This window comes from Kribbella sp. NPDC050124, assembly GCF_044460355.1.
GTDB lineage: Bacteria > Actinomycetota > Actinomycetes > Propionibacteriales > Kribbellaceae > Kribbella.
Genome location: NZ_JBITJU010000011.1, coordinates 153,107 through 174,299, shown reverse-complemented (window position 1 = coordinate 174,299; position 21,193 = coordinate 153,107). Strand labels below are relative to the sequence as shown.

Below are 21,193 nucleotides of genomic sequence, written 5' to 3'. Positions count from 1 at the left end.
AGCACACTCTGGTCGAGCTAAAGTTACCACCGTCGTAAAGTTACCTCGAAAGGAAGTAGTGGATGCGAACCACTGGTCTCGGCAGTTCCCCGTCCGGCGCGGTCCCGCACCGACGCCGTGACGAGCGGCGTACGGCGCAGCCCCGCACCGTGCGTTTCCCGGTCACCAGCCCCCGTCGCGGCCTCACGCGGCGCGGCGCCCGCTGACCGTCCTCGCCTCTACGAAAGGAACCGCTGTGAAGATCAACGCCTCCACCATTTCCCTGACTATCGCCGACGTGGCTGCGTCGCGCTCCTTCTTCGTCGAGCACCTCGGCTACGAGGAGCGTGTCGCGGCCGAGGGATTCGCCTCGTTGACGCGGGACGATGCGGTCGACGTCGTGCTGCTGCAGCGGGGGATCGAGGTGCTTCCGCCGGAGCAGCGTGACCAGCAGGCGTCTGGGCTGATCCTGGCGTTCACCGTCGACGGGCTCGACGCGGAGTTGAAGCGACTGGTCGACGAGGGTGTCGAAATCACCATGCCGCTGCGGGAGGAGCCTTGGGGCGAACGCCTGTTCCAGGTCACCGACCCCAACGGTGTCGTCATCCAGCTCGTCGAGTGGACGACCCCGAGCTGATCCCAGGGCCGCGCCGACCGCTCAGGTCGGCGCGGCCCGTTTCACACGCGGCGTTGGACGTGGAGGAGGTAGTCGCGGCGGTTGAGGGGATCGTGGTCGGTTCGGGGGCGGTTGGGGATGGGGCCGGTCACGGGGTGGTAGCGGTTGAAGGTTGACTCCAGGACGGCCTCGCCACGGGTGAGGGCGGGGAGTTGTTGTTCGAGGCGGTAGACGGCGGCGGCCGGGATTTCTCCTTCCAGGGTTGAGGTTTCGGCCGCCAGCGCCGGCACCTGCGGGATCGCGCGCAGGCGTGCGAGGGCAGCGAGTACGGCGCGGGTCGTGTCGGTCGGGACCTCCAGCCGGAAGCGGTGCATCGGCTCGTGGACCGTCGTACCGGCCTGCTTCAGGGCGGTCATGAGGACCAGCGGCGTGAGGAACCGGAAGTCGCCGGCTGTGCTCGACATGCTCTTGTCGAAGACGGCGTGCGCGTGGCTCTGCCGCGCCGAGTACCCCGAGTGCGTCATCACCACCCGCGCGTCCGGGATCGCCCAGCCGTGGATGCCCTGCCCGAGCGTTTCGCGGACGGTCTCCTCGACCGCCTTGATGAACGCGTACGGCATCGACCCGAGCTCGACCTCCAGCTCGAAGCCGACCCCGGCGCCGGCGGGCGCGGGCTCGATCCGCAGGCCGACCGTGGCCAGGAACGGGTTCTCGTCCTTCTTGTTGAACTCGACCGCCTGCCCGACGCCGTCGATCCGCTCGATGCAGATCGTGGTGGTCTCCCGGAACTCCACCTCGATCCCGAACTCGGTGACCAGCGTCGTCTGGATGACCTCCTTCTGCACCTCGCCGTACAGCGACACGTAGGTCTCCTGCCGCAGATCGTCCTGGCGCAGGTCGATCAACGGGTCCTGCTCGGCCAGTTGGGTGAGCGCGACCTGCAGGTTGCCCTTGTCGGACCGCCGTACCGGCGAGATCACCGTCTCCAGCGTCGGCGGCGCGAAGAACCCGCCACCCTCGTGCCGGCTGGAGCCGATCCGGTCGCCGATCTGGATGTCGGCCAGCCCCCAGAGCTTGCCGATCTGGCCGGCCCGCACCTCGGTGGCCGCCGGTTCGCCGAAGACTTCCAGCGCGGTCAGCTTCGCCTCGCCACCGTCGCCGAAGCGCAGCCGGTCGCGGACATGCGCAGTACCGGCGAACATCCGGGCATAGGCCACCTTCTCGCCGGCCGGACCACGCTCGACCTTGAAGACCGCCCCGTCCACGGCGGCGTCGAGATCCTGGGCGGCGAGCGGAAGGAACTCCCGGATCCCCTCGGTCAGCGCGTCGGTCCCGGCGCCCGTGATCGCCGAGCCGAAGTACACCGGGTGCACGACCGCTTGCTTTGTCTGTACGGCGAGCTTGCGACGCAGGTCGTCGTACGAGATCGCCTTCTCGTTCTCCACGAACGTCGCCAGCAACTCGTCGTCGTGCTCGGTGAGCACCTCGAGCAGGTGCGGATGATGATCCGGCCCGTACGGCGTGAACGTGGCCGACCGGCTGCCGAGACCGCCGGCCAAGCCCATCGGCACGATCGCGGGCGACAGCTTGCCCGCGATGCTCGTTAGGACACCGTCGTACTGCGCGCCCGCCCGGTCGGCCTTGTTCACGAAGATCAGCGTCGGGATCCGGAGCCGCTGCAGCGTCCGCATCAGCACCCGAGTCTGCGCCTGCACACCCTCGACCGCCGAGATCACGAGTACGGCGCCGTCGAGCACGCTCAGGGCGCGCTCCACCTCGGCGATGAAGTCCGGGTGCCCGGGAGTGTCGATCAGGTTGACGGTCACGTCGCCGATCGTGAACGACACGACCGCGGACTTGATGGTGATCCCGCGCTGGCGCTCCAGCGCGAGGGAGTCGGTCTGGGTGCTGCCGTCGTCGACGCTGCCGACCTCGTCGATGACCCCGGCGGCGTAGAGGAGCCGCTCGGTCAGGCTGGTCTTACCGGCGTCGACATGCGCCAGGATCCCAAGGTTCAGTAATTTCACAACGCTTCATGTCCCTTGCACAGGTGTGAGTACGGTCCGCGATTGACATGAAGCGAGGTCGCATCGCTGCGCTCCTTTGACTCGGCACCTGTGCTGACAGGCACGAGTACAGCAGCGGGCACATTCGACCGGCAAACAATTTAGCTGTGGGCTTCACCGTTCGCGGGCTAGGCTGACGTGGTGCCGCCGCCCCCACTCGACGTCCGTGCGCTCGCTGCTGCCGTCGTCGGTCCGGTCGCAAAGGTCGAACCGGTGCAGGGATTCGCCGGCAACCAGACCTTCCGGCTGCACACCTCGCGCGGCGTCTACTACCTGAAGTCGGGTGCCACGGTCGAGGCCGAGGCTCGGGCTTGCGCGTTGGCCTGGTCCGTCGGTGTGCCGGCGCCGGAGGTCCTGGCGGTGGAGCCGTCGTACCTGATCTGTGCCGAGGTTCCGGGCAGTCCGTCCGAGGCGTTCACGGTCTTCGAGGCGGCGGGTCGTGGGTTCCGCAAGTTGCACAGTCTGCACGGTGAAGGCAGTTGGGCCGCGCGGCTCCAGCGGATGATCGAGCGGCTCGACGTGTTGGCCGGCATCGTGCCTGACGATTTGGCGCGGCGCCTCCGCGAGGTGATGCCGCCGTTCATCGACACCGTGGCCGAGGTCGAGCCGGTGTTGCTGCACGGCGACCTCCACCCGCGGCACCTGTATGCCGTGGGCAACGAACTGACCGGCGTCATCGACTGGGGCGACGCCATGTACGGCGACCCGCTGTTCGACGTCGCGCGGTTCTCGATGGCGGGCGAGGCCGCGACCGAGGCGTTCCTGGCCGGCTACGACCTGCGCCGTACGCCGGAACTCGACCGGACGCTGTCGTTCTACCGGGTGCTCTGGTCGCTGATGGCCTTGCACGCGGAGCACGAGGCGGGCGGCGACTGGTTCGCCGCGCACGTCCAGAGGATGACGCGAGAGCTGGCCGCGTGACGCGGTACTGGCTGCAGGCCCGGGTGATGTGGCGGGCGTGCCCAGGATGGGTGCTGGCGACGCTGGTCGTCGTGGTTCTCGGTGCTGCCGTCGGGACCGGTCTGATGGTCGCGATCGGCCAGTTCATCGCGGCGCTGTCCGGGGACGGGCCGGCCTGGGTGTGGTTCGGCGTGACGGCTGGTCTGATGATCATCGGCCCGTTGCTGGCGTCGCTGCAGGGCTGGCTGACCGCGAGGACGACGGCCGCGACGGCGGCGTACGTCCTGGAGTTGCTCGCCGAGACGGGCCTGCAGCCGCGGGGTCTCGAGCTGCTGGACTCGCCGGGGTTCTCGGGCCGGCTGCAGGCGGTCGTGGACGCGACCCGCGACTGGACGTTCCTGTTCGGATTGGGCAATGCGTGGCAGGTGCTCGGCACTCGACTGGCCGGGCTGGGGGCGTTCGCCGTACTGCTGACCTGGCGGTGGTGGGTGCCGTTCGTGGTAGCGGGTTCGTTCATGCTGATCGCACGGGCCTTCCGGCGGTGGGTGGACGCGTCGTTCGACAAGGTCCTGCAGTCGTCGGCCGGCCCGCGACGACGGGCGTCGTACCTGCACGGTCTGCTGACGCGGGCGCCGGCTGCTAAGGAGGTGCGGCTGTTCGGGGTGGCGGACTGGTTGCTCGAGCGGTACCGGTTCACGTGGCTGTCGGCGATGACTGAGCTCTGGCCGGCGCGTCGGCGTGGTCTGCGGCCGGTGTACGCCAGCTGTCTGGTGACCGCGGCGGTCGTGGCCGGCGTACTGCTTCTGCTGATCGACGATGTGACCGATCGGCAGGTCGGTGTGGCTGCTGTGGTGACGCTGGCACAGGCGCTGCTGGCGATGGATGCGTTCGGGATCCTGGGGGACACGCAGCGGGCACTCGGACAGTACGTCGCGACTGTCGCGGCATTGATCGGGCTCCGTCGGGAGGCCGGTCTGCCCGATACCACCTTCGCCACACCTGGTCTGGAGGTTGCTGCGCGGAACGCCGAAGATCCTCTGCCGATCGAGTTGAACGACGTCACCTTCACGTATCCGACCCGCTCGTCGCCGACCTTGGCCGGGCTGAGTATGAAGATCCCGGCCGGGCAGTCGGTCGCGGTCGTCGGTGCCAACGGTGCCGGGAAGTCGACGCTGATCAAGCTGCTCTGCGGGCTCTACCGGCCGGACAGCGGAACCATCAGGGTCGGCGGCAACGATCCGGCAGACGAGATCACCGGGCGTCCGCGGGTGGCCGCGATCTTCCAGGACTTCGTCCGCTACCACCTCCCGCTGCGCGACAACGTCGGCTTCGGGTCGGTTGACCAGGACCGGCTCGACAAGGCGCTCACGGATGCGGCGGGCAGTGTGCTGCTCAGACGAGTCGGGTGGGACACGGTTCTGTCGGCGGAGTACGACGATGGGACCGACCTGTCAGGTGGTCAGTGGCAACGCGTCGCGCTCGCTCGCGCGTTGGCGGCTGTCTCGGGCGGGGCCGGCGTACTGATCCTGGACGAGCCGACCGCGGAGCTCGACGTACGGACCGAGGCGGCGCTGTTCGACCGGTTCCTGGACATGACGGCCAGCGTCACGACGATCCTGGTGACGCATCGGTTGTCGAGTGTGCGGCACGCTGAGCGGATCGTCGTACTGGATCCGGAGCGGGGGATCGTGGAGGACGGGAGCTACGACGAACTGATGGCTGCCGACGGGGTGTTCGCGGGGTTGTTCCGGTTGCAGGCGGGGCGGTTCCAGTGAGGCGCGGGCTGTGGATGGTACTGACGGCGGCGTTCGGACGAGCCCGGGTCTGGTGCTGGCGTGCTTCGCCGAGACGGCCGGCCGGTTGGTGCGGTCGGCGGTTCCGTGGTTCCTCGGGCTGCTGGTGGCCGGGGCTATCGCGGTCGATCGCGAGCAGATGCTGGTGGCGGCCGCTGCCCTGGTGGCCGTGGCCGGGTTGCAGAGTTTGCTGATCATGGCCGGCTCGAACGCGCGGGTCGGGCTCATGGAGCGGATCGGGTTCGAGTTCGACGCCAAGATCGCCGAGCTGATCGGGCGGGTGCCGACGCTGGAGCACCTGGAGTCGCCCGAGTACCTGGATCAGACCCAGAGTCTGCGAGACGGTCAGGGGACGCTCGGCGGCGCGCTCAACATGCTGCTGAACATCGTCAACAACCTCGCCTTCGCAGGCGGCATCCTGGTCGTCGCGGTGACTGCGGACTGGCGGTTGCTGATCCTTGCGGCGCTCGGGTTCCCGCGGTTGCTGACCGGCCGCTGGACCACGCGTTGGGGTCGATCGGCGGAGGAGGACAGCGCCGCCCCGGCACGGCTGACACAGCACCTGGTCGACTTGGTCACTTCGCCGTACGGCGGGGCGGAAGCGCGGGTGTTCGGACAACGGGTTCAGCTTCGCCAGCGAGTTCGCGACAGCGCGACCGCGTGGCGCGAGCCCGCGGTTCTGAGTGCTTGGAAGAACGCGTTGCTGGGGGCCGGGATAGCGGTGGTGTTCTTCGGCGCCGCGATCGGGGTGCTCGGCTGGATGACGTACGACGTGGTGCACGGTGCCGTCCCGGTGTCGGCTCTCGTGGTGGCGGTCACCGCGGTGCGTGGGCTGGAGAACGTGAGCAGCATCCTGACGAACGCCGTACAGGACACGGCCCGGCTGCTGCGGAACGTGTCGCGGTTCGTGTGGCTGCAGGACTACGCCGTACAAGCGGCTGGGAGTGGTACGGCGGAGCCGCCTGGTGGGCTGAGGTCGGGGATCCGGTTGGAGGGGGTTCGCTTCCGGCATGCGGGGTCGGAGACGGACGCTTTGGCGTCGGTGGATCTGGAGTTGCCGGCCGGGGCGGTGGTTGCGCTGGTCGGGGAGAACGGCGCGGGGAAGTCGACGCTGGTGAAGTTGCTGACCGGGCTGTACCGCCCGACCGAGGGCCGGATCCTTGTCGACGGCATCGATCTGGCCGAGCTGGACGCGGCGGCGTGGCGGTCGCGCCTGTCGGGAGCGTTCCAGGACTTCGCCGACTTCGAACTGATCGCGCGCGAAGCCGTCGGCCTCGGCGACCTGACCGCGATCGACGACACGGCGCGCGTCCACCAGGCGTTGCGCGACGGCGCCGCGGAGGACGTCCTGCGTGCACTTCCCGACGGGTTGTCGACCCAACTCGGCACCACGTGGGACGGCGGCGTCGACCTGTCCGGCGGCCAGCGCCAACGACTCGCGATCGCCCGCGGACTCATGCGCCACCAGCCCCTCCTACTGGTCCTGGACGAACCAACCTCCGCCCTGGACCCCACCACCGAACACGAACTCTTCGAGCGCTACACCCAAGCCGCCCACCAAGCCCGCTCCACCGGCGCCGTAACCCTCCTCGTCACCCACCGCTTCTCCACAGTCCGCGCAGCCGACCTCATAGCCGTCCTCCACGCCGGCCAGGTAGTCGAATACGGCACCCACGCCGCCCTCCTCGCAAAACCCGGCCGCTACGCCGACCTCTATAACCTCCAGGCCCGCGCCTACGACCGCGGTTGATGCTGGACCTGGCTGCGGATGCGGGACAGGCTGGCGATATGACCGAGTTCAAGCAGCAGGATCTGGGCGGGGCTCGTTTTGAGGAGGTGTCGTTGCGGGGGGCCGTGTTTCGGGACGTGGATTTGGTGGGGGCGCGGTTCGAGAACGTGAATTTGAATGGGGCGCGGATTCGGGCGTTGTTCTGTGATGTGGCGATCGAGGGGGAGGTTCGGGACCTCACGGTGTGGGGGGTCGAGGTGATGCCGCTGGTTGATGCCGAGTTGAATCGGCGGTATCCGGGGCGGGAGATGATGCGGCCGAGTGATGCGGACGGGTATCGCGAGGCTTGGGCGTTGCTCGAGGAGCTGTGGGGCGGGACGGTCGAGCGGGCGCGCCGGTTGCCGGCGGGAAAGTTGCACGAGTCGGTAAATGGGGAGTGGTCATTCATCGAGACGTTGCGGCACCTGGTGTTCGCGACGGATGCCTGGGTACGGCGTACCGTCCTCGGCGACCCGGCTCCGTGGGACCCGCTGGACCTGCCGCACGACGAGATGCGCGACACGCCGCCGATCCCGCGGGACCGCGCCGTACGACCGTCGCTGGACGAGGTGCTCGTGCTTCGGGCGGACCGGATGGCCACGGTGCGGACGGTCATCGCGGAGCTCACCGACGAGCAGCTCACGAAGATGACCGAGCCTGTCACCGAGCCCGGCTACCCGGCTTCGGACAGCTATCAGGTCAGCGAGTGTCTCGGCTGCATCCTGAGCGAGGAGTGGGAGCACCGCATGTACGCCGAGCGCGATCTCGCCGTACTGGAGAAATCTGTGAACTGAAAATGTCGAGTCCGGCCCAAGCGGTTCGACGCGTAGGCGAGAACGCACCTACGAGCTTGGGAGAAAGCCATGGAACTCAGCGTCCACACCTTCGTCAGCCTGGACGGCGTCATGCAGGGACCGGGTGGTCCGGACGAGGACCGCAGCAACGGGTTCGAGTACGGCGGGTGGCTGGTGCCGCACGCCGGTGAGGGCCAGCTGGATCCGGTCGACGGGTGGTTCCGGGAGGCGGACGCGATCCTGCTCGGGCGGTCGACTTTCGAGATGATGCGTACTTTCTGGTCGCAGGTCGACGTGGAGGACAACATCGTCGCCGCCGCGCTCAACACCTGGAAGAAGTACGTCGTCAGCAACACGCTGTCGGACGAGGACGCGGCGTGGGGCGACACGACCGTGCTGCGCGGTGACGACATCGCGGAGCAAGTGCGGCGGCTGAAGGAACAGCCGGGGCGTGAGCTGCAGGTCCACGGGAGCTGGCAGCTGGTCCGGACTCTGCACGACGCCGGTCTGGTCGACGTCTACCGGCTGATCCAGTTTCCAGTGGTGGTCGGGACGGGGAAGCGGTTGTTCGAGGATGGCGCCGTACCGTCGACCTACAAGATCACTGCGGCCGAGGTTCGGGAGGGTGGCTCGGGTGCGGTGTCGCTGACGCTGCGGCGGGAGGGCTTCGGCTCGATCGGGACCGGCGACATCGTGGTCGAGGACGGGAAGGAAGTCCTGATCTGAGGTTCGGTCGGTGGGTGTCCTAGCCTTTCCCGTGATTGGGGGAAGGTATGGACATGCTGACGACGCAGGCGATCCTGGACGCCGGGCTGGACGACTGGCGGAAGCTCGCGCAGGCCCTGCATGCACGGTTTCTGATCGATTCCTTCGCCGACGGCCTTCGGTTTGTGGAGGCAGTCGGCGAGGAGTGCGCGGAGGTCAGGATCGGGGACGGGTTCGTCGATCTGCAGCTGATCAGCAAGGACGCCGTCTACACCGACGACTCAGGTGCCTCGCAGGTCTTTCCTGGGGTGACTGAGCGGGATGTGGAGTTGGCTCGGCGGATCAGCTCGGTGGCGCGGTCGATGGGGCTGGGGGCGGATCCGTCGGCGGTGACGCAGTTCGAGCTTGCGTTGGACACGGCCGATGTCGCGGCGATCGGGCCGTTCTGGGCCGCCGTACTCACGGGGAGCACGGAGTCGCTGACGACCGATGTCGTTGATCCGACCGGTCGGGTCCCGAACATGTGGTTCCAGGGCACGGACGCGCACGAGACGCCGCGGCAACGCTTCCACGTGGACGTGTGGGTGGCGCACGACGAGGCCGAGCGCCGGATCGCGGCCGGTCTCGCGGCAGGCGGCCGCATCGTCTACGACAAGGAAGCCCCGTCGTTCACCGTCCTCGCCGACCCGCAAGGCAATAACGCCTGCATCTGCACCTGCCTCGCCCGCTGACCGCGTACCGCTGGACAGGAGGTAGTGGGCGGCCGGCGCCGCGGGGACGCCTAGGCCCGCGGCGCCAGCCGGCCCTGGGGCGAGGACCTCCTGTCGCGCGGTCCCGGGCTCAGAGGTCGTAGCCGCCGGTGGCTTCGATGGTTTGGGCGGTGAGCCAGGCGGCGTCGGGGGAGAGGAGGAAGGCGATCACCTTGCCGATGTCGTCGGGCTCGCCGATGCGGCCGAGGGCGGTGCGGGCGGCGAGCGGCGGGATCAGTTCGGGGTACTTCGCGAACGCGTCGTCGCCCAGGCGGGTGCGGGTGACGCCGGGCGCGACCGCGTTCACCCGGATGCCGCGGGAGCTGAACTCCTTCGCCAGGTACCGGGTCAGCACGAGTTGGGCGCCCTTCATGCTGGCGTAGACGGAGTAGCCCGGTTCGGGCCGGGTGTTGTCGAGTGCGGAGCTGCTGCTCGTGTTGACGATCGCGCCGCCGTCGGCGAGCAGCGGCAGGAGGGTCTGGGTGAGGAAGTACGGGCCCTTGAGGTGGATCCGGAGCATCTGGTCGAACAGCTCCTCGGTGGTCTCCTCGAACGGGACCGGGTGCTGCCCGATCCCGGCGTTGTTGACCAGGAAGTCGAACGACGTCCGGTCCCACCGCTCGGCCAGGGCCTGCTCGACCTTCGCCTTGAACTCGGCGAACGTGTCGCTGCGACCCACGTCCAGTGGCAGCGCGACCGCCGTACCGCCGTCCTTCTCAATGCGGTCGGCCGTCTCCAGGCCGCCGGCCGGGTTGCCGTTGTAGGTGAGGATCACCCCAGTACCGCGCTTTGCCAGCTCGAAGGCCGCGCCTTGCCCGATACCGGAACTTCCGCCGGTGACCACAGCTACCTGCATGATCGTGCAATCTCCCTACTACGTCGTGAATGGCTACACGACTAGTACACGCCGCCAGCCGGGAGATTCCGTAGACCATTGCTGGCGGCGGCTTGCACGATCCTCTCAACCTAGGGTGCGATGGTGAGTCGAGTGATGAGGTTGTCCTCGAGGGTGAAGGTGTACTGGAGGTCGATGGTGCCACCGGGGAAGTTCCCCTCGAGGTGGTTGACCGCGACCCAGGTGTTCGCGTCGATCCGGCGGGTGGCGACGAGTTCGGTGGTGTAGGTGTACTCACTCGCCGCCGTCACCAGCCAGGACGCGATCTCGGAGCGACCGCGGTAGGTCTTGCCGTCGTCGGTGACGACCGCGTCGTCGGCGTAGAGGGACAGTGCGGGCTGGGCGAGGTAGGTGGTGATCGTCGAAGGCAACATGGCTCCGACTCTGCGGTCTCCCGCGGGGAGAGGGTCAAGCAGGTTGACTCTCTCCCGGGGAGAGGGTGCACAGTGGCCTGATGCGGGGCGGGCTGACGATCGGCGAGTTCGCGCAGCTCACCCATCTGAGCGTGCGGACCCTTCGCCGCTACCACGAGAGCGGGCTGCTCGAGCCGGCCACGGTCGATCCGTCGACCGGGTACCGGTACTACAGCACCGGCCAGATCCCGTCGGCCCAGGTGATCCACCGGCTGCGCGAGCTCGACGTACCGCTGGCCGAGGTCGGCAAGATCCTCGCGACCGACGATCCGGGGGTCCGCGCCGAGCTGATCGCCGGCCACCTGGATCGGCTGCAGACGTCGCTGGACCGGACCCGCGTGGCGGTCAACTCACTGCAGCGGCTGCTGCGCCCCGAGCCCGGCGAGCTCCCGGTGTCGGTCCGCTCCGAGCCTTCCCGGGTCGTTGCCGCGATCACCGATGTGGTTGAGCTCGGCAACGTTCTGGAGTGGTACGACGACGCGATGGACGAGCTCGACGCGGTCGGCGGGACGGCGCTGGGGCCACCGGGTGGGCACTACGACAACGAGCTCTTCGCGGCCGGCCAGGGAAGGGTCCTGGTGTACCGGGTGATCGCCGACCCGCCGTCGTACGGGCGGGTCCGGCGGGTCCAGCTGCCGGCGGTGGAGCTCGCCGCGACCGTCCATCGCGGGGCGCATGACGACATCGACGTGACGTACGGGCGGCTCGGTGCGTGGGTGGTCGACCATGCGCTCGCCGTCAACGGTCCGGTCCACGAGACGTACGTTGTCGGTCCGCGAGACGACCCGGATCCGGCGACCTGGCGAACTGAGATCGGCTGGCCCGTCTTCAGGGTCGGCTAGTACGGCGCCACTCCTGCGGCGTCATCCCATGCGCCTTGCGGAACCGACGGGTGAAGTGACCCGGGTCGAGGAAACCCCAGTCGGCCGCGATCGCCGCGATGGACCGGTGCCGGTACGCCGGATCCGCGAGCTGCCGGGCGGCGCCCTTGAGCCGCTCGGTGATCAGCCATTGCTCGAGGCTGAGGTGCTGCTCGGCGAACAGCTTGTAGAGGTAGCGAACCGAGATGTTGTGCTCCGTCGCGATCCGGGCCGGTGTCAGATCCGGGTCCGCCAGGTGCTGCCGCGCGTACCAGGTGATGCGCGTGAACAGTACGTCGGCCATCGCCGGCGGCTGCTGTACGTCGTCCGCCGCCGACGTCAGCAATGCGCGGACCAGCTGGGTCGTCGCAGTACCGACCATCTCGGCCGAGGCCGTGCCTTGGAGTGAGTCGATGATCCCGGGCAGCAACGTCAGGTGGTGCAGCATCAGCTCGTACAGCGGGCTGCTCGGCAACCGGTGCGCGGCCGCGCGGACCGTCTCGACGCTCAGCCCGAGGTCGGCGTAGTCGATCTGGAACGCCTGCGACGCGCCCTGACCACTCCAGGCGAAGTCGTACGGCGCGGTCAGGTCGACCAGCATCAATTCGCCGGTCCGCACCCGCTGGTCGGCGCCGCCCTGGCTGAACACCCCGGATCCGGTCACCTGCACCGCCAGCGCGAGCCGCTCCGGACCGCCGATTCGCACGTGCTTCGGAGTTCGAACCAGCCGGATCCCGGACCCCTCGTTGCGGAACAGGTCCGGCGTCCCGAGCCGCCAGAAGTCCATCCGCGCGTGCACGTCACCGCCCGGGTCCTCGTGCTCGACCCGCGATGGGACGCTCGCCGACATCATCGCCGCGTAGAACGCCTCCAGCCGGTCCTGCCGCGGCAGGACGGCGGTATCGAGCAGCACGGCCATCCCCCAACCCCCTCCACCCCTGGAATCTGGGGGGCGAACTGTGCACACACAGCCCAGATCCGTGCAGGCACATCCTACGAAGGACGGCGTACCGGCAGCTACGTTTCCGGCAAACCTCCCGGACGGAAGGACGCACGACCATGCCTGCAGACACCATCGTGCTGGTGCACGGCTTCTGGGTGACACCGCGGAGCTGGGAGAACTACATCAGCCACTACGAGGCGCGCGGCTTCCGGGTCCTGGCGCCGGGGTACCCCGGGTTCGAGGTCGAGGTGGAGTCGCTGAACGCCGACCCGACCCCGATCCTGAAGCTGACCGTGCCGGCCATCATCGAGCACCTGGAGTCGGTCATCCGCGAGCTCGACCAGCCGCCGATCATCATCGGGCACTCGGCCGGCGGCGCGTTCACCCAGATCCTGCTCGACCACGGCTTCGGCGCGGCCGGGGTGGCGATGTGCTCGGCGCCGACCGAGGGCGTCCGCGTCGTACCGATCTCGCAGGTCAAGTCGACGTTCCCGGTGCTGAAGTCGCCGGCCAACCGGCACAAGGCGATCCCGCTCAACTTCGAGCAGTGGAACTACGCCTTCACCAACACCTTCCCCGAGGAGGAGGCGCGCCAGGCGTACGAGCGGTACGCGATCCCGGCGAACGGCGGGATCCTGTGGGGCAGCGTGCTGGCGAACTTCCAGCCCGGTCACCAGGACACCTGGGTCGACTACCACAACGACTCCCGCGCGCCGCTGCTGTTCGTGTCCGCGTCCGAGGACCACATCATGCCGCCGGAGGTCCAGCGCTCGAACGCCAAGCACTACAAGTCCAAGTCCCTGACCGTGACCCGAGAGTACGACGGCTTCGCGCACCTCGTCCCGGCCCAGCAAGGCTGGGAGCGCATCGCCGACGAGTCCCTCGACTGGGCCCTGGAACACGCCAAAGGCTGACACGACCGGCCGCCTGGATCAGCCGAGCGTCCTACGGGAGCTCGGCTGACCGGTTGTGGGCGACGTACGCGGTCTTGGCGCTCCCGTCGAAGCCGCAGGACTTGTAGAAGGCGTGGGTGGATTCGCGGCGGGATCCGGTCATCAGCATGACCTTGTAGCAGCCGGCGTCCCAGGCGGTCCGCAGGGTGGCGGCCATGATCTGCTTGCCGAGACCGGTGCCCCGGAGGTCGGCGTCGACGACGACGTTCTCGATCACCGCGTACGGCGCGGCCGCGCGGGTGAGGTTCGGGATCAGGTTGAGGTACGTCGTTGCTGCGACCCGACCGTCGACCTCGAGGACGAACAACCGCAGCCCGGGCGTCTTGAGGATCTCGGCGAACACGCCGGCGTCGCGGCCGTCGCGCCGTACCGGATCATCAGGATGCAGCTGGCGGTAGAGCCGCATGACACCGTCGAAGTCGTCGACACCGGCCTCGCGAAACATGGCAGGAGCCTACGGGGTCACCAGGGGACGGTGCCCTCCTCGGCCTGGAACGTGGCGGTCGGGCCGTCGGGGGTGAGGGTGGCGAGATGGACCAGGGCGGTGGCGCCTTCGGCGATCGTCTGGAAGCCGGTGTGGTTGTTGCTGTCGGTGTCGACGAAGCCGGGGGCGGCGGCGTTGACGAGGATGCCGTCCTTGCGGAGCTCGTTGGCGTACTGAACGGTCACCGCGGACAGCGCAGTCTTCGACGGAATGTACGCCGCGGACGGCAGCAGAGCCGCGAATGGGCCGTCCGGGTCGCTGGTCAGAGCCAGCGACGCACCGTGGCTGCTGACGTTGACGATGCGCGGCGCCGATGACCGCCGGAGCAGCGGCAGCATCGCGTTCGTCACCGCGATCACCCCGAACACGTTGGTCTCGAACACCTCCCGCACCATGTCCAGGTCGACGGTGCTCGGCACCTGGTCGAACGCATCCTGCGGCGAGACCTGCCCGGAGCCGGTGATGCCCGCGTTGTTGATCAGTACGTCGAGCCGCCCGAACCGCTCGTCGATCCACCGAGCCGCGTCCCGGATCGTGCCCGCGTCGGTCACATCCAACGTCACCGCATGCACATCTCCACCCGCCGCCCGCAACGCCGCCGCAGCCTCCTCACCTCGCTGCGGATCCCGAGCCCCGATCACCACCGTCATCCCCAACTGAGCCAACTGCTCAGCCGCCCCACGCCCGATCCCTTTGTTGGCCCCAGTAACCAACGCAACAGTCATTTTCAGTCCCTCATCCAGTAGCCATCGAACAGCCACAAGACGCCGCCACCCTCCACGCTGTGACGCCGGAGATCAGGGGTGGCCGACGAGGAGGCAGAAGGGGTGGCCGGCGGGGTCGGCCAGGACGTAGAGGGGTTCGCCCTCGTCGGCGGTGCGGTCGAGGAGGAGCTCGGCGCCTAGGGATTCGGCACGGCGGCGGTGGTGATGGAGGTCGTCGAGGGTCGGTACGGCGTAGTCGATATGGAGTTGCATCGGTACGTCGTGGGACGGCCAGGTGGACCGGGGCAGGGTGTCGACCTGCTGGAAGGCGAGTTGACGCTGGCCGTTGTCGTCGACGAGAACCAGCCAGTCTGCCTCGTCCACGGCGCCCTCGGCAGGCGGCTCGTCACCGGGCCGGTAGCTCCAGCCGAACAGCTCCCGGTAGAACTCCGCCAGCCCACGGACATCCGTCGTGTCCAGCACCGTATGCATCCGTCGCGGATAACCGTGCACAGTTGCCTCCTCGTCCGCAGCTCACCCTATGACCGAGCAGGCCATCGCCGGGCGAGCCAGAAGACACCCACGATGGCGGCGAGTTGCAGGGACAGGCCCACGAAGGCGACCGCTGACGCATCCCCGGCGAGCCGGACGATCGAGACGATCGGGCAGAGCAGCCACAGGCAGCCGAGAAACACGAAGAGCCTGGGCCCGAGCGTGCCGTCGCGCGCGATCCGGAGACTGTCGTGCTGTGGCGCGATCCGATGGAACAGGGCGAGCGCGACGAGCATGGCGACGCCGGCCGTCACGGTTGCCGGTCCGGTTTCCAGGAGCGGTGTTTGCACGGTGAGCGACCGCCCCAGCGTCGCCGGCGCCGCGAACGCCAGCACGATCGCGACAACACCCAGCCCATCGCCCTGCGTCCAACCCCTCGTCACGGGGCAAACCGTAACCGCGTGCAGAGTCTGAGCCGAAATCCGGTCGTGCCCGGCGGGGACAGTCGGGCAGGATCGGGGGGGTGGACGGTCGGGGGTTGGCTCGCGGGTACTACGACGACGTGGTCGGACCATTGCTCGCGGCGAAGTGGCCCGGGCTGCCGCACGCGGCCGGTCGGCTCGGCGGCGGGTCCGACGTACTCGGGCTGGACGACACCACCTCGAAGGACCACGACTGGGGTCTGCGCCTGACCCTCCTGGTCGACGAAAACAGGCGCCAGGAGATCGACGACTACCTGGCCGCGGAGCTCCCCGAGACGTACGCCGGACTGCCGACGAGGTTCCCGTTCAGCGGCCGGACCGACAGTGTGCACCACGTCGAGGTCGAGTCGGTCGAAGGCTTCGTCACGCACCGGCTCGGGTTCGACCCGCGTGATGGATTGTCGACAATCGACTGGCTGTCGTTGACCGGTCAGGCGGTCCTCGAGGTGGTCGGCGGGCCGGTGTTCGCCGACCACGCCGGCGGCCTCACCGCCATCCGCGACCGCCTGCAGTGGTACCCGGACGACGTCTGGCGGTACGTCGTCGCCTGCGACTGGATCCGGCTGTCGGAGGAGATGCCGCTGATGAGCCGGGCCGGCGACCGCGGCGACGACCTGGGCTCACGTGTGATCGCGTCCCGGCTGGCCGACGTGGCGATGCATCTCGCGTTCATGATCGAGCGACGGTGGCCGCCGTACCCGAAATGGTGCGGGACCCTGTTCGCGCAACTGCCCTGCGCCCGCGAGGTCGGCGACGCGCTCCGCAAGGCGCTGAAGGCCGACCACTGGCGCTACCGGCAGCAGCAACTGGGCCACGCCCTCGACCACCTGCTGAACCGGCAGCGAGCGATCGGCCTCCCGGCGCCCGCCCCCGCGACCGTCGACTTCTGGGACCGCCCCTACCTGCACCCGAACGAGCAGATCATCACCGCACTCCTCGCCGACGCGCCCGACCTGCCCACGGGCCTTGGCAGCGTCGAGCAGCACTCGGACAACGTCAAGTTGCTCGCCAATGCCACAGCTCGCCGTCAGTCAGCGCTGGTACTGCGGAACGCCCGCCGGTAACTGTCCGGCGGTACCGCCACAACCCGCTTGAACTGCCGCCGCAACGTGGTCGCCGTACCCATGCCAGTGGCGACCGCGATCGACTCCACACTCTGGTCCGTCTTCTCCAGCATCTCCTGTGCACGCCGCACCCGCTGCATCAGCAACCACTGCAACGGCGTCTGCCCGGTCACCGCCCGGAACTGCCGGCCAAGATGCCGAGGACTCGTGTTCACCCGCCGAGCCATGTCCGTCACGGTCAACGGCTGGTCCAGCCGCTCGAGCACCCACGACTGCAACTGCGCCAGCCTGTTGTCCCCGCTCACCTCCAGCGGCGTCGCCACGAACTGCGCCTGACCACCAGACCGGTGCGGCGGTACGACGAGACGCCGAGCAACACTGTTCGCGATATTCGCGCCGTGGTCGAGGTGGATCAGATGCAGACTGAGGTCCACAGCGGCCGCCTTACCGGCTGACGTGAGCACACTGCCGTTGTCGGTGTAGAGCACATCCGGATCGACCTCAGCCAGCGGATAGCGCGCACTCAGCTCGTCAGTGTGCGCCCAGTGCGTCGTCGCCCGCCGACCGTCGAGCAGCCCCGCCGCGCCGAGTACGAACGCACCTGTGCACAGCGACGCGATCCGCGCCCCCGCCTCATGCGCCGCGCGTACGGCGTCGATCAGCTCAGTCGGCGGCGGTTCGTCGACGTCAGCACAGGCCGGCACGATCACGGTGTCGGCGCTGATGAGGTGGTCCAGGCCGTGGTCGGGCTCGACAGCGAACGGGCCGACCTTCACCGATCCCGGTCCGCAGAGCTGGACGTCGTACCAGTTCTCGAGCGCTTCCCGCGGCGGGTTGCCGAAGATCTCGTAGGCGACGCCGAGCTCGAAGTGCAGGAGGTGACCGGCGGTCGCCAGTGCGACGGTGTGCATGTCCGAAAGTGTACGCATGGTGTCGTTCCGGACTCTCACACCGGTGGTCGCCGGACCGCGAGACTTGCTGTCGAACCCACCACCGGAGGAACGAAATCATGACTGCAGTCGCCGTCTACGGAGCCACCGGCCACACCGGCCGGTTCGTCGTCGCCGAGCTCGCCGCCCGCGGCTACACACCGATCGGATCCGGCCGCCGGGCCGAGGCCGGACGCCAGGCGAGCGTGGACGACCCGGACGCGCTCGACCGCGCCCTCGACGGCGCCGAGGCGGTCATCAACGCCGCCGGACCGTTCGCCACCACGGCCGGCCCGCTGGTCGAAGCGGCGCGGCGGGCCGGGATCCCGTACGTCGACGTCGCGGCCGAGATCGAGGCGAACGTGTCGACCTTCGCCGACCACACCAACGCCGAGACCCCGGTCGTGCCGGCGATGGCGTTCTTCGGCGGGCTCGGCGACCTGCTCGTAACCGCGGCGATGGGGGAGCGGACCGCGGCCGACGAGGTGCACGTGGCCTACGGGCTGTCCAGCTGGCGTCCCACCGAGGGCACGCGGATCGCCGGCCAGGTGTCGCACGACCGGCGCGCCGGTCGCCGGGTCCGCTTCCGCAACTCCGCGCTGGAGTACCACGAGGACCAGCCGGTCCGGCAGGACTGGGACTTCCCCGAGCCGCTCGGCCGCCGTGAGGTGATCGCCGAGTTCAGCATGGCCGACATCGTCACGGTGCCCAGCCACTTCGCCGTACGCGACGTGCGCACCTACATGGCCGTCGAGGCCGCGAACGACCTGTTCGCCGCGGACACCCCGGCGCGCGACGACGCTGATCCCGACCAGAGCTTCGTCGTCGATGTCGTCGTCCGAGCCGATGGGGTCGAGCGGCGCGCCGTCGCGCGTGGCAAGGACATCTACGCCGTGACCGCGCCGCTGGCGGTCGAGGCGGTGCAGCGGCTGCTGAAGGGGCAGACGCGGACGACCGGCGTGGCCTCGGCCGGGGCGATGTTCGACGCGGCCGATTTCCTCCGGGCGCTGACGCCGTACATCGAGGTCGAGCTGCCATAACCCGCTGGCTGCGAGAAGATGTGAGCCTCCCTGCAGCACGTACCGCCCACGTCCAGCTGGAGGCCGCCCCATGCAGCTCACTCGTCGCGACTTTCTCAAGGTGAGCGGCGGTGTCGTCGCCGCGTCTGCCCTCTCCACCGCTCCGGCGTTCGCTGCCGCAGACATCGACTACGCCGCCCGTACGACGTTCGACGACTGGGACCGGCTGTTCCAGCAGGGCGGACCGGGTCAGCCGGACCAGCCGAACGACAACACCAACGCCGACGGCCGGTCCGGCATGCTCGCGTGGAGCCAGTCGTACGTGCTGCTCGGGCTGGTCCGGATGTACGAGACGTACCGCGACACCTATTACCTGGACCGGCTGATCGACAACGTCGACCAGGTCCTCTCGGTGCGCGACAGCCAGCGAGGTGTCACCGACTACCGCGGCCTGTCGCTACCGGCGTGGCGTGCGGACCACCCGTACACCACCGGCTACACGACACTTGCCGATAGCAACGGGCATGCGGTGCTCGAGCTACGGCAGGCACTTCCGTACGCCGAGGACACCAGAGTCACCGTGACCGCGGGATCCCGGCCGGAGACCTTCACCGTCAAGCTGGTCAACAGCCAGGTCAATCGGACGGTGACGCACACCGATCTGTCGATGGACCCTGCGAGCCCGGACTATGCGGTCAGCCGGATCTACGCGGCCGCGCCGGGGCCGTTGCAGCTGACCGCGCGGGCCGTGTCCCAGGGCGTGCCTGTGCCGGGGGAGTTCCCGATGCTGACCAAACCGGTGATCTTCGCCGTACACACGGGGATGATCACGTACCCGATCGCGAGCTTCGTGCGGCTGGTGTGTGGCTCGCCGGTGCTGCAGCGACGGTACCGGACGAAGGCGGCCGAGTACCTGACCGCGTGCCGCGAGGCAGTCGCCGTACACGACTGGGAGTATCGCGAGACCGCGGCGGGCGGCGGGTACCTGATCTGGCCGAAGGAGCAGCCGCTCGCGTACGACGGGTGCGAGCAGCCGATCAACCAGTCGCTCGGACTCGGCCAGACGCTGGTCGAGCTCGCGCTGGCGACCGGCGATCGCGAGTACCGGCGGAAGGTTGCCGCGCTGGCGAAGATGTTCGCCGGGCAGCTGGCGGTGGACGCGGGCGATGCGTACCAGTGGCGCTACTGGCCGATGGGCGGGAAGGTGTACGACGGCTTCGTGAAGACGGGCTCGCCGGACACGGACATCTCGATCTTCACGCCGTCCGGTGGGCCGGCCCGGCAGTTCGAGGACATCAGCCACGGGGCGATCGACGTCGAGTTCGCCGTCCGCGCGTTCCGGGCCCGCCTCGGCTTCACCGGCGCCGACATGGCCCGGCTCGCCCGCACCTACACCCAGAACGTCGCCGCCACTGACCCCGACGGCCACCCCGCCATCCACACCACCGTCGCCGGCACCACGCTCGGCGCCGCCTCCGTAGCCCACCAGGCACCCCGCTGGATGCAGGCCACCCCCTGGGACCCAGCCGTCCACACCCACTGCCTCGCCCTCTACGACCGCTACCAACCCACCCCCGAACGCGACGGCCAGCAAGCCATCGGCTTCGGCTGGCTGCTGGCCAACGTCGCCTACCTCAACTGGGGCGCTAAGTACATCGGCTGACTACAGAGCGTGATCGGCGGCCGCCGTGGCATGATCTTGGGGTGGCTGGGGCGAAGGATGTGCGTGACCTGGCGTTGCTGCGGCGGGTGAAGGACCGGATCGACCGGGAGTTCGCGCAGCCGCTGGACGTCGAGGCGCTGGCGCGTGGGGTGAACATGTCGGCGGGACACCTGAGCCGGCAGTTCAAGCAGGCGTACGGCGAGGCGCCGTACAGCTACCTGATGACGCGGCGGATCGAGCGCGCGATGGCGCTGCTGCGGATGGGCGACCTGAGCGTGACCGAGATCTGCTTCGCGGTCGGGTGCTCGTCGCTGGGGACCTTCAGCACCCGGTTCACCGAGCTGGTCGGCGTACCGCCGAGCGTCTACCGCGAGCAGGAGGCGGACGCGACCGACGGGATCCCGGCGTGTATGGCCAAACAGGTCACCAGACCGATCAGGAATCGAGAAGCGCCCGCCGGTGACCGCCAACTAGCGTGACCGTCATGGACATCACCATCAACCAGACCTACCTACCGCACAACGACCCGGACGCCGCGATCGCGTTCTACCGCGACGTACTCGGCTTCGAGGTCCGCAACGACGTCGGCTACCAGGGCATGCGCTGGATCACCGTCGGGCCGATCGGCCAGCCGGTGTCGATCGTGCTCTACCCGCCGGAGGCCACCCCGGGCCTCACCGATGACGAGCGCCGCGCCGTCACCGAGATGATGGCCAAGGGCACCTACGCCAGCATCAACCTGGGCACCCCCGACCTGGACGCCACTTTCGCCAAGATCGAGGCCACCGACGCCGAGGTCGTGCAGGAGCCGACCGACCAGCCGTACGGCGTCCGCGACTGCGCGTTCCGCGACCCGGCCGGCAACATGGTCCGGATCGCCCAGTCCTGACCGACGGACCTGATTAAATCGACCCAGGGGACG

24 protein-coding genes are annotated in these 21,193 nt (G+C 68.8%); 15 read left to right on the top strand and 9 right to left on the bottom strand.

The features are described 5' to 3' along the window. Positions 1-62: 62 nt before the first annotated feature. On the top strand, positions 63-206 hold the full coding sequence (locus ACIBL3_RS25295) for a hypothetical protein (RefSeq protein ID WP_396356018.1): 144 nt from the start codon (positions 63-65) through the stop codon (positions 204-206). Positions 207-235: 29 nt separating this feature from the next. Next, on the top strand, positions 236-616 hold the full coding sequence (locus tag ACIBL3_RS25290; RefSeq protein WP_396356017.1) for a VOC family protein: 381 nt from the start codon (positions 236-238) through the stop codon (positions 614-616). 41 nt (positions 617-657) lie between these two features. Here the strand turns inward: ACIBL3_RS25290 and ACIBL3_RS25285 are convergent, their stop codons facing one another. After that, the gene (locus tag ACIBL3_RS25285; protein ID WP_396356016.1) at positions 658-2,622 is read right to left on the bottom strand and encodes a GTP-binding protein; all 1,965 of its coding nucleotides are present in this window, start codon (positions 2,620-2,622) and stop codon (positions 658-660) included. 180 nt (positions 2,623-2,802) lie between these two features. Here ACIBL3_RS25285 and ACIBL3_RS25280 point away from each other — a divergent pair, with 180 nt between their 5' ends. The 6 genes from ACIBL3_RS25280 to ACIBL3_RS25255 all read left to right on the top strand — a co-directional run bounded on the left by ACIBL3_RS25280 (position 2,803) and on the right by ACIBL3_RS25255 (position 9,352). Next, positions 2,803-3,582, top strand: a complete 780-nt coding sequence (locus tag ACIBL3_RS25280) for a phosphotransferase family protein (protein ID WP_396356015.1) — start codon at positions 2,803-2,805, stop codon at positions 3,580-3,582. Then, entirely contained in the window at positions 3,579-5,336 is a 1,758-nt protein-coding gene (locus ACIBL3_RS25275) for an ATP-binding cassette domain-containing protein (RefSeq protein WP_396356014.1), read from the top strand. Before ACIBL3_RS25280 ends, ACIBL3_RS25275 begins: the two co-directional genes overlap by 4 nt. A 10-nt stretch (positions 5,337-5,346) precedes the next feature. After that, entirely contained in the window at positions 5,347-7,104 is a 1,758-nt protein-coding gene (locus tag ACIBL3_RS25270; RefSeq protein WP_396356013.1) for an ABC transporter ATP-binding protein, read from the top strand. Between the two features lie 38 nt (positions 7,105-7,142). Further along, entirely contained in the window at positions 7,143-7,916 is a 774-nt protein-coding gene (locus tag ACIBL3_RS25265) for a DinB family protein (protein ID WP_396356012.1), read from the top strand. A gap of 69 nt (positions 7,917-7,985) precedes the next feature. After that, positions 7,986-8,642: a dihydrofolate reductase family protein gene (locus ACIBL3_RS25260; protein ID WP_396356011.1), complete on the top strand. Its 657-nt coding sequence runs from the start codon at positions 7,986-7,988 to the stop codon at positions 8,640-8,642. Between the two features lie 53 nt (positions 8,643-8,695). After that, on the top strand, positions 8,696-9,352 hold the full coding sequence (locus ACIBL3_RS25255) for a VOC family protein (protein ID WP_396356009.1): 657 nt from the start codon (positions 8,696-8,698) through the stop codon (positions 9,350-9,352). Positions 9,353-9,461: 109 nt separating this feature from the next. Here the strand turns inward: ACIBL3_RS25255 and ACIBL3_RS25250 are convergent, their stop codons facing one another. Together ACIBL3_RS25250 and ACIBL3_RS25245 are read right to left on the bottom strand one after the other, a co-directional pair. Next, a complete protein-coding gene (locus ACIBL3_RS25250; RefSeq protein WP_396356008.1) occupies positions 9,462-10,226 on the bottom strand; it encodes an SDR family NAD(P)-dependent oxidoreductase in 765 nt (254 codons plus the stop codon). 110 nt (positions 10,227-10,336) lie between these two features. After that, positions 10,337-10,639 carry a nuclear transport factor 2 family protein gene (locus ACIBL3_RS25245; RefSeq protein ID WP_396356007.1) on the bottom strand — a complete coding sequence of 101 codons (303 nt, stop codon included), beginning with the start codon at positions 10,637-10,639 and terminating at the stop codon, positions 10,337-10,339. Positions 10,640-10,719: 80 nt separating this feature from the next. Between ACIBL3_RS25245 and ACIBL3_RS25240 the strand changes: the two genes are divergently transcribed. Then, positions 10,720-11,520 (top strand): MerR family transcriptional regulator, encoded by an 801-nt coding sequence (locus tag ACIBL3_RS25240; RefSeq protein ID WP_396356006.1) that lies wholly within the window; start codon positions 10,720-10,722, stop codon positions 11,518-11,520. Here the strand turns inward: ACIBL3_RS25240 and ACIBL3_RS25235 are convergent. Continuing rightward, a complete protein-coding gene (locus ACIBL3_RS25235; RefSeq protein WP_396356004.1) occupies positions 11,507-12,457 on the bottom strand; it encodes a helix-turn-helix domain-containing protein in 951 nt (316 codons plus the stop codon). The genes ACIBL3_RS25240 and ACIBL3_RS25235 overlap by 14 nt on opposite strands. 140 nt (positions 12,458-12,597) lie before the next feature. On the opposite strand from ACIBL3_RS25235, the gene ACIBL3_RS25230 reads away from it, so the two are divergent. Beyond that, on the top strand, positions 12,598-13,395 hold the full coding sequence (locus ACIBL3_RS25230) for an alpha/beta hydrolase (RefSeq protein ID WP_396356003.1): 798 nt from the start codon (positions 12,598-12,600) through the stop codon (positions 13,393-13,395). A 31-nt stretch (positions 13,396-13,426) separates the two neighbouring features. On the opposite strand, the gene ACIBL3_RS25225 is transcribed toward ACIBL3_RS25230, so the two are convergent. The 4 genes from ACIBL3_RS25225 to ACIBL3_RS25210 form a co-directional block, all read right to left on the bottom strand. Next, positions 13,427-13,879, bottom strand: coding sequence for a GNAT family N-acetyltransferase (locus ACIBL3_RS25225; RefSeq protein ID WP_396356002.1), 453 nt, complete (start codon positions 13,877-13,879; stop codon positions 13,427-13,429). A 17-nt stretch (positions 13,880-13,896) separates the two neighbouring features. Further along, positions 13,897-14,643, bottom strand: a complete 747-nt coding sequence (locus ACIBL3_RS25220) for an SDR family NAD(P)-dependent oxidoreductase (RefSeq protein ID WP_396356001.1) — start codon at positions 14,641-14,643, stop codon at positions 13,897-13,899. 72 nt (positions 14,644-14,715) lie between these two features. Then, entirely contained in the window at positions 14,716-15,114 is a 399-nt protein-coding gene (locus ACIBL3_RS25215; protein ID WP_396356000.1) for a VOC family protein, read from the bottom strand. 47 nt (positions 15,115-15,161) lie between these two features. Continuing rightward, positions 15,162-15,557, bottom strand: coding sequence for a hypothetical protein (locus tag ACIBL3_RS25210; RefSeq protein WP_396355999.1), 396 nt, complete (start codon positions 15,555-15,557; stop codon positions 15,162-15,164). A gap of 80 nt (positions 15,558-15,637) precedes the next feature. Here ACIBL3_RS25210 and ACIBL3_RS25205 point away from each other — a divergent pair, with 80 nt between their 5' ends. Continuing rightward, complete coding sequence (locus ACIBL3_RS25205; RefSeq protein WP_396355998.1) at positions 15,638-16,660, top strand: DUF4037 domain-containing protein; 1,023 nt, start codon at positions 15,638-15,640, stop codon at positions 16,658-16,660. On the opposite strand, the gene ACIBL3_RS25200 is transcribed toward ACIBL3_RS25205, so the two are convergent. Further along, positions 16,624-17,571 (bottom strand): helix-turn-helix domain-containing protein, encoded by a 948-nt coding sequence (locus ACIBL3_RS25200; protein ID WP_396355997.1) that lies wholly within the window; start codon positions 17,569-17,571, stop codon positions 16,624-16,626. The two genes, ACIBL3_RS25205 and ACIBL3_RS25200, sit on opposite strands and share 37 nt — an antisense overlap. 98 nt (positions 17,572-17,669) lie before the next feature. Here ACIBL3_RS25200 and ACIBL3_RS25195 point away from each other — a divergent pair, with 98 nt between their 5' ends. From ACIBL3_RS25195 to ACIBL3_RS25180, 4 genes are all read left to right on the top strand, one after another. Beyond that, positions 17,670-18,629 (top strand): saccharopine dehydrogenase NADP-binding domain-containing protein, encoded by a 960-nt coding sequence (locus ACIBL3_RS25195; RefSeq protein ID WP_396355995.1) that lies wholly within the window; start codon positions 17,670-17,672, stop codon positions 18,627-18,629. A 70-nt stretch (positions 18,630-18,699) separates the two neighbouring features. Continuing rightward, on the top strand, positions 18,700-20,271 hold the full coding sequence (locus tag ACIBL3_RS25190; protein WP_396355994.1) for a twin-arginine translocation signal domain-containing protein: 1,572 nt from the start codon (positions 18,700-18,702) through the stop codon (positions 20,269-20,271). 41 nt (positions 20,272-20,312) lie between these two features. After that, positions 20,313-20,750 (top strand): helix-turn-helix transcriptional regulator, encoded by a 438-nt coding sequence (locus tag ACIBL3_RS25185; protein WP_396355993.1) that lies wholly within the window; start codon positions 20,313-20,315, stop codon positions 20,748-20,750. A gap of 5 nt (positions 20,751-20,755) precedes the next feature. Continuing rightward, on the top strand, positions 20,756-21,160 hold the full coding sequence (locus tag ACIBL3_RS25180; protein WP_396355992.1) for a VOC family protein: 405 nt from the start codon (positions 20,756-20,758) through the stop codon (positions 21,158-21,160). Positions 21,161-21,193: the final 33 nt, after the last annotated feature.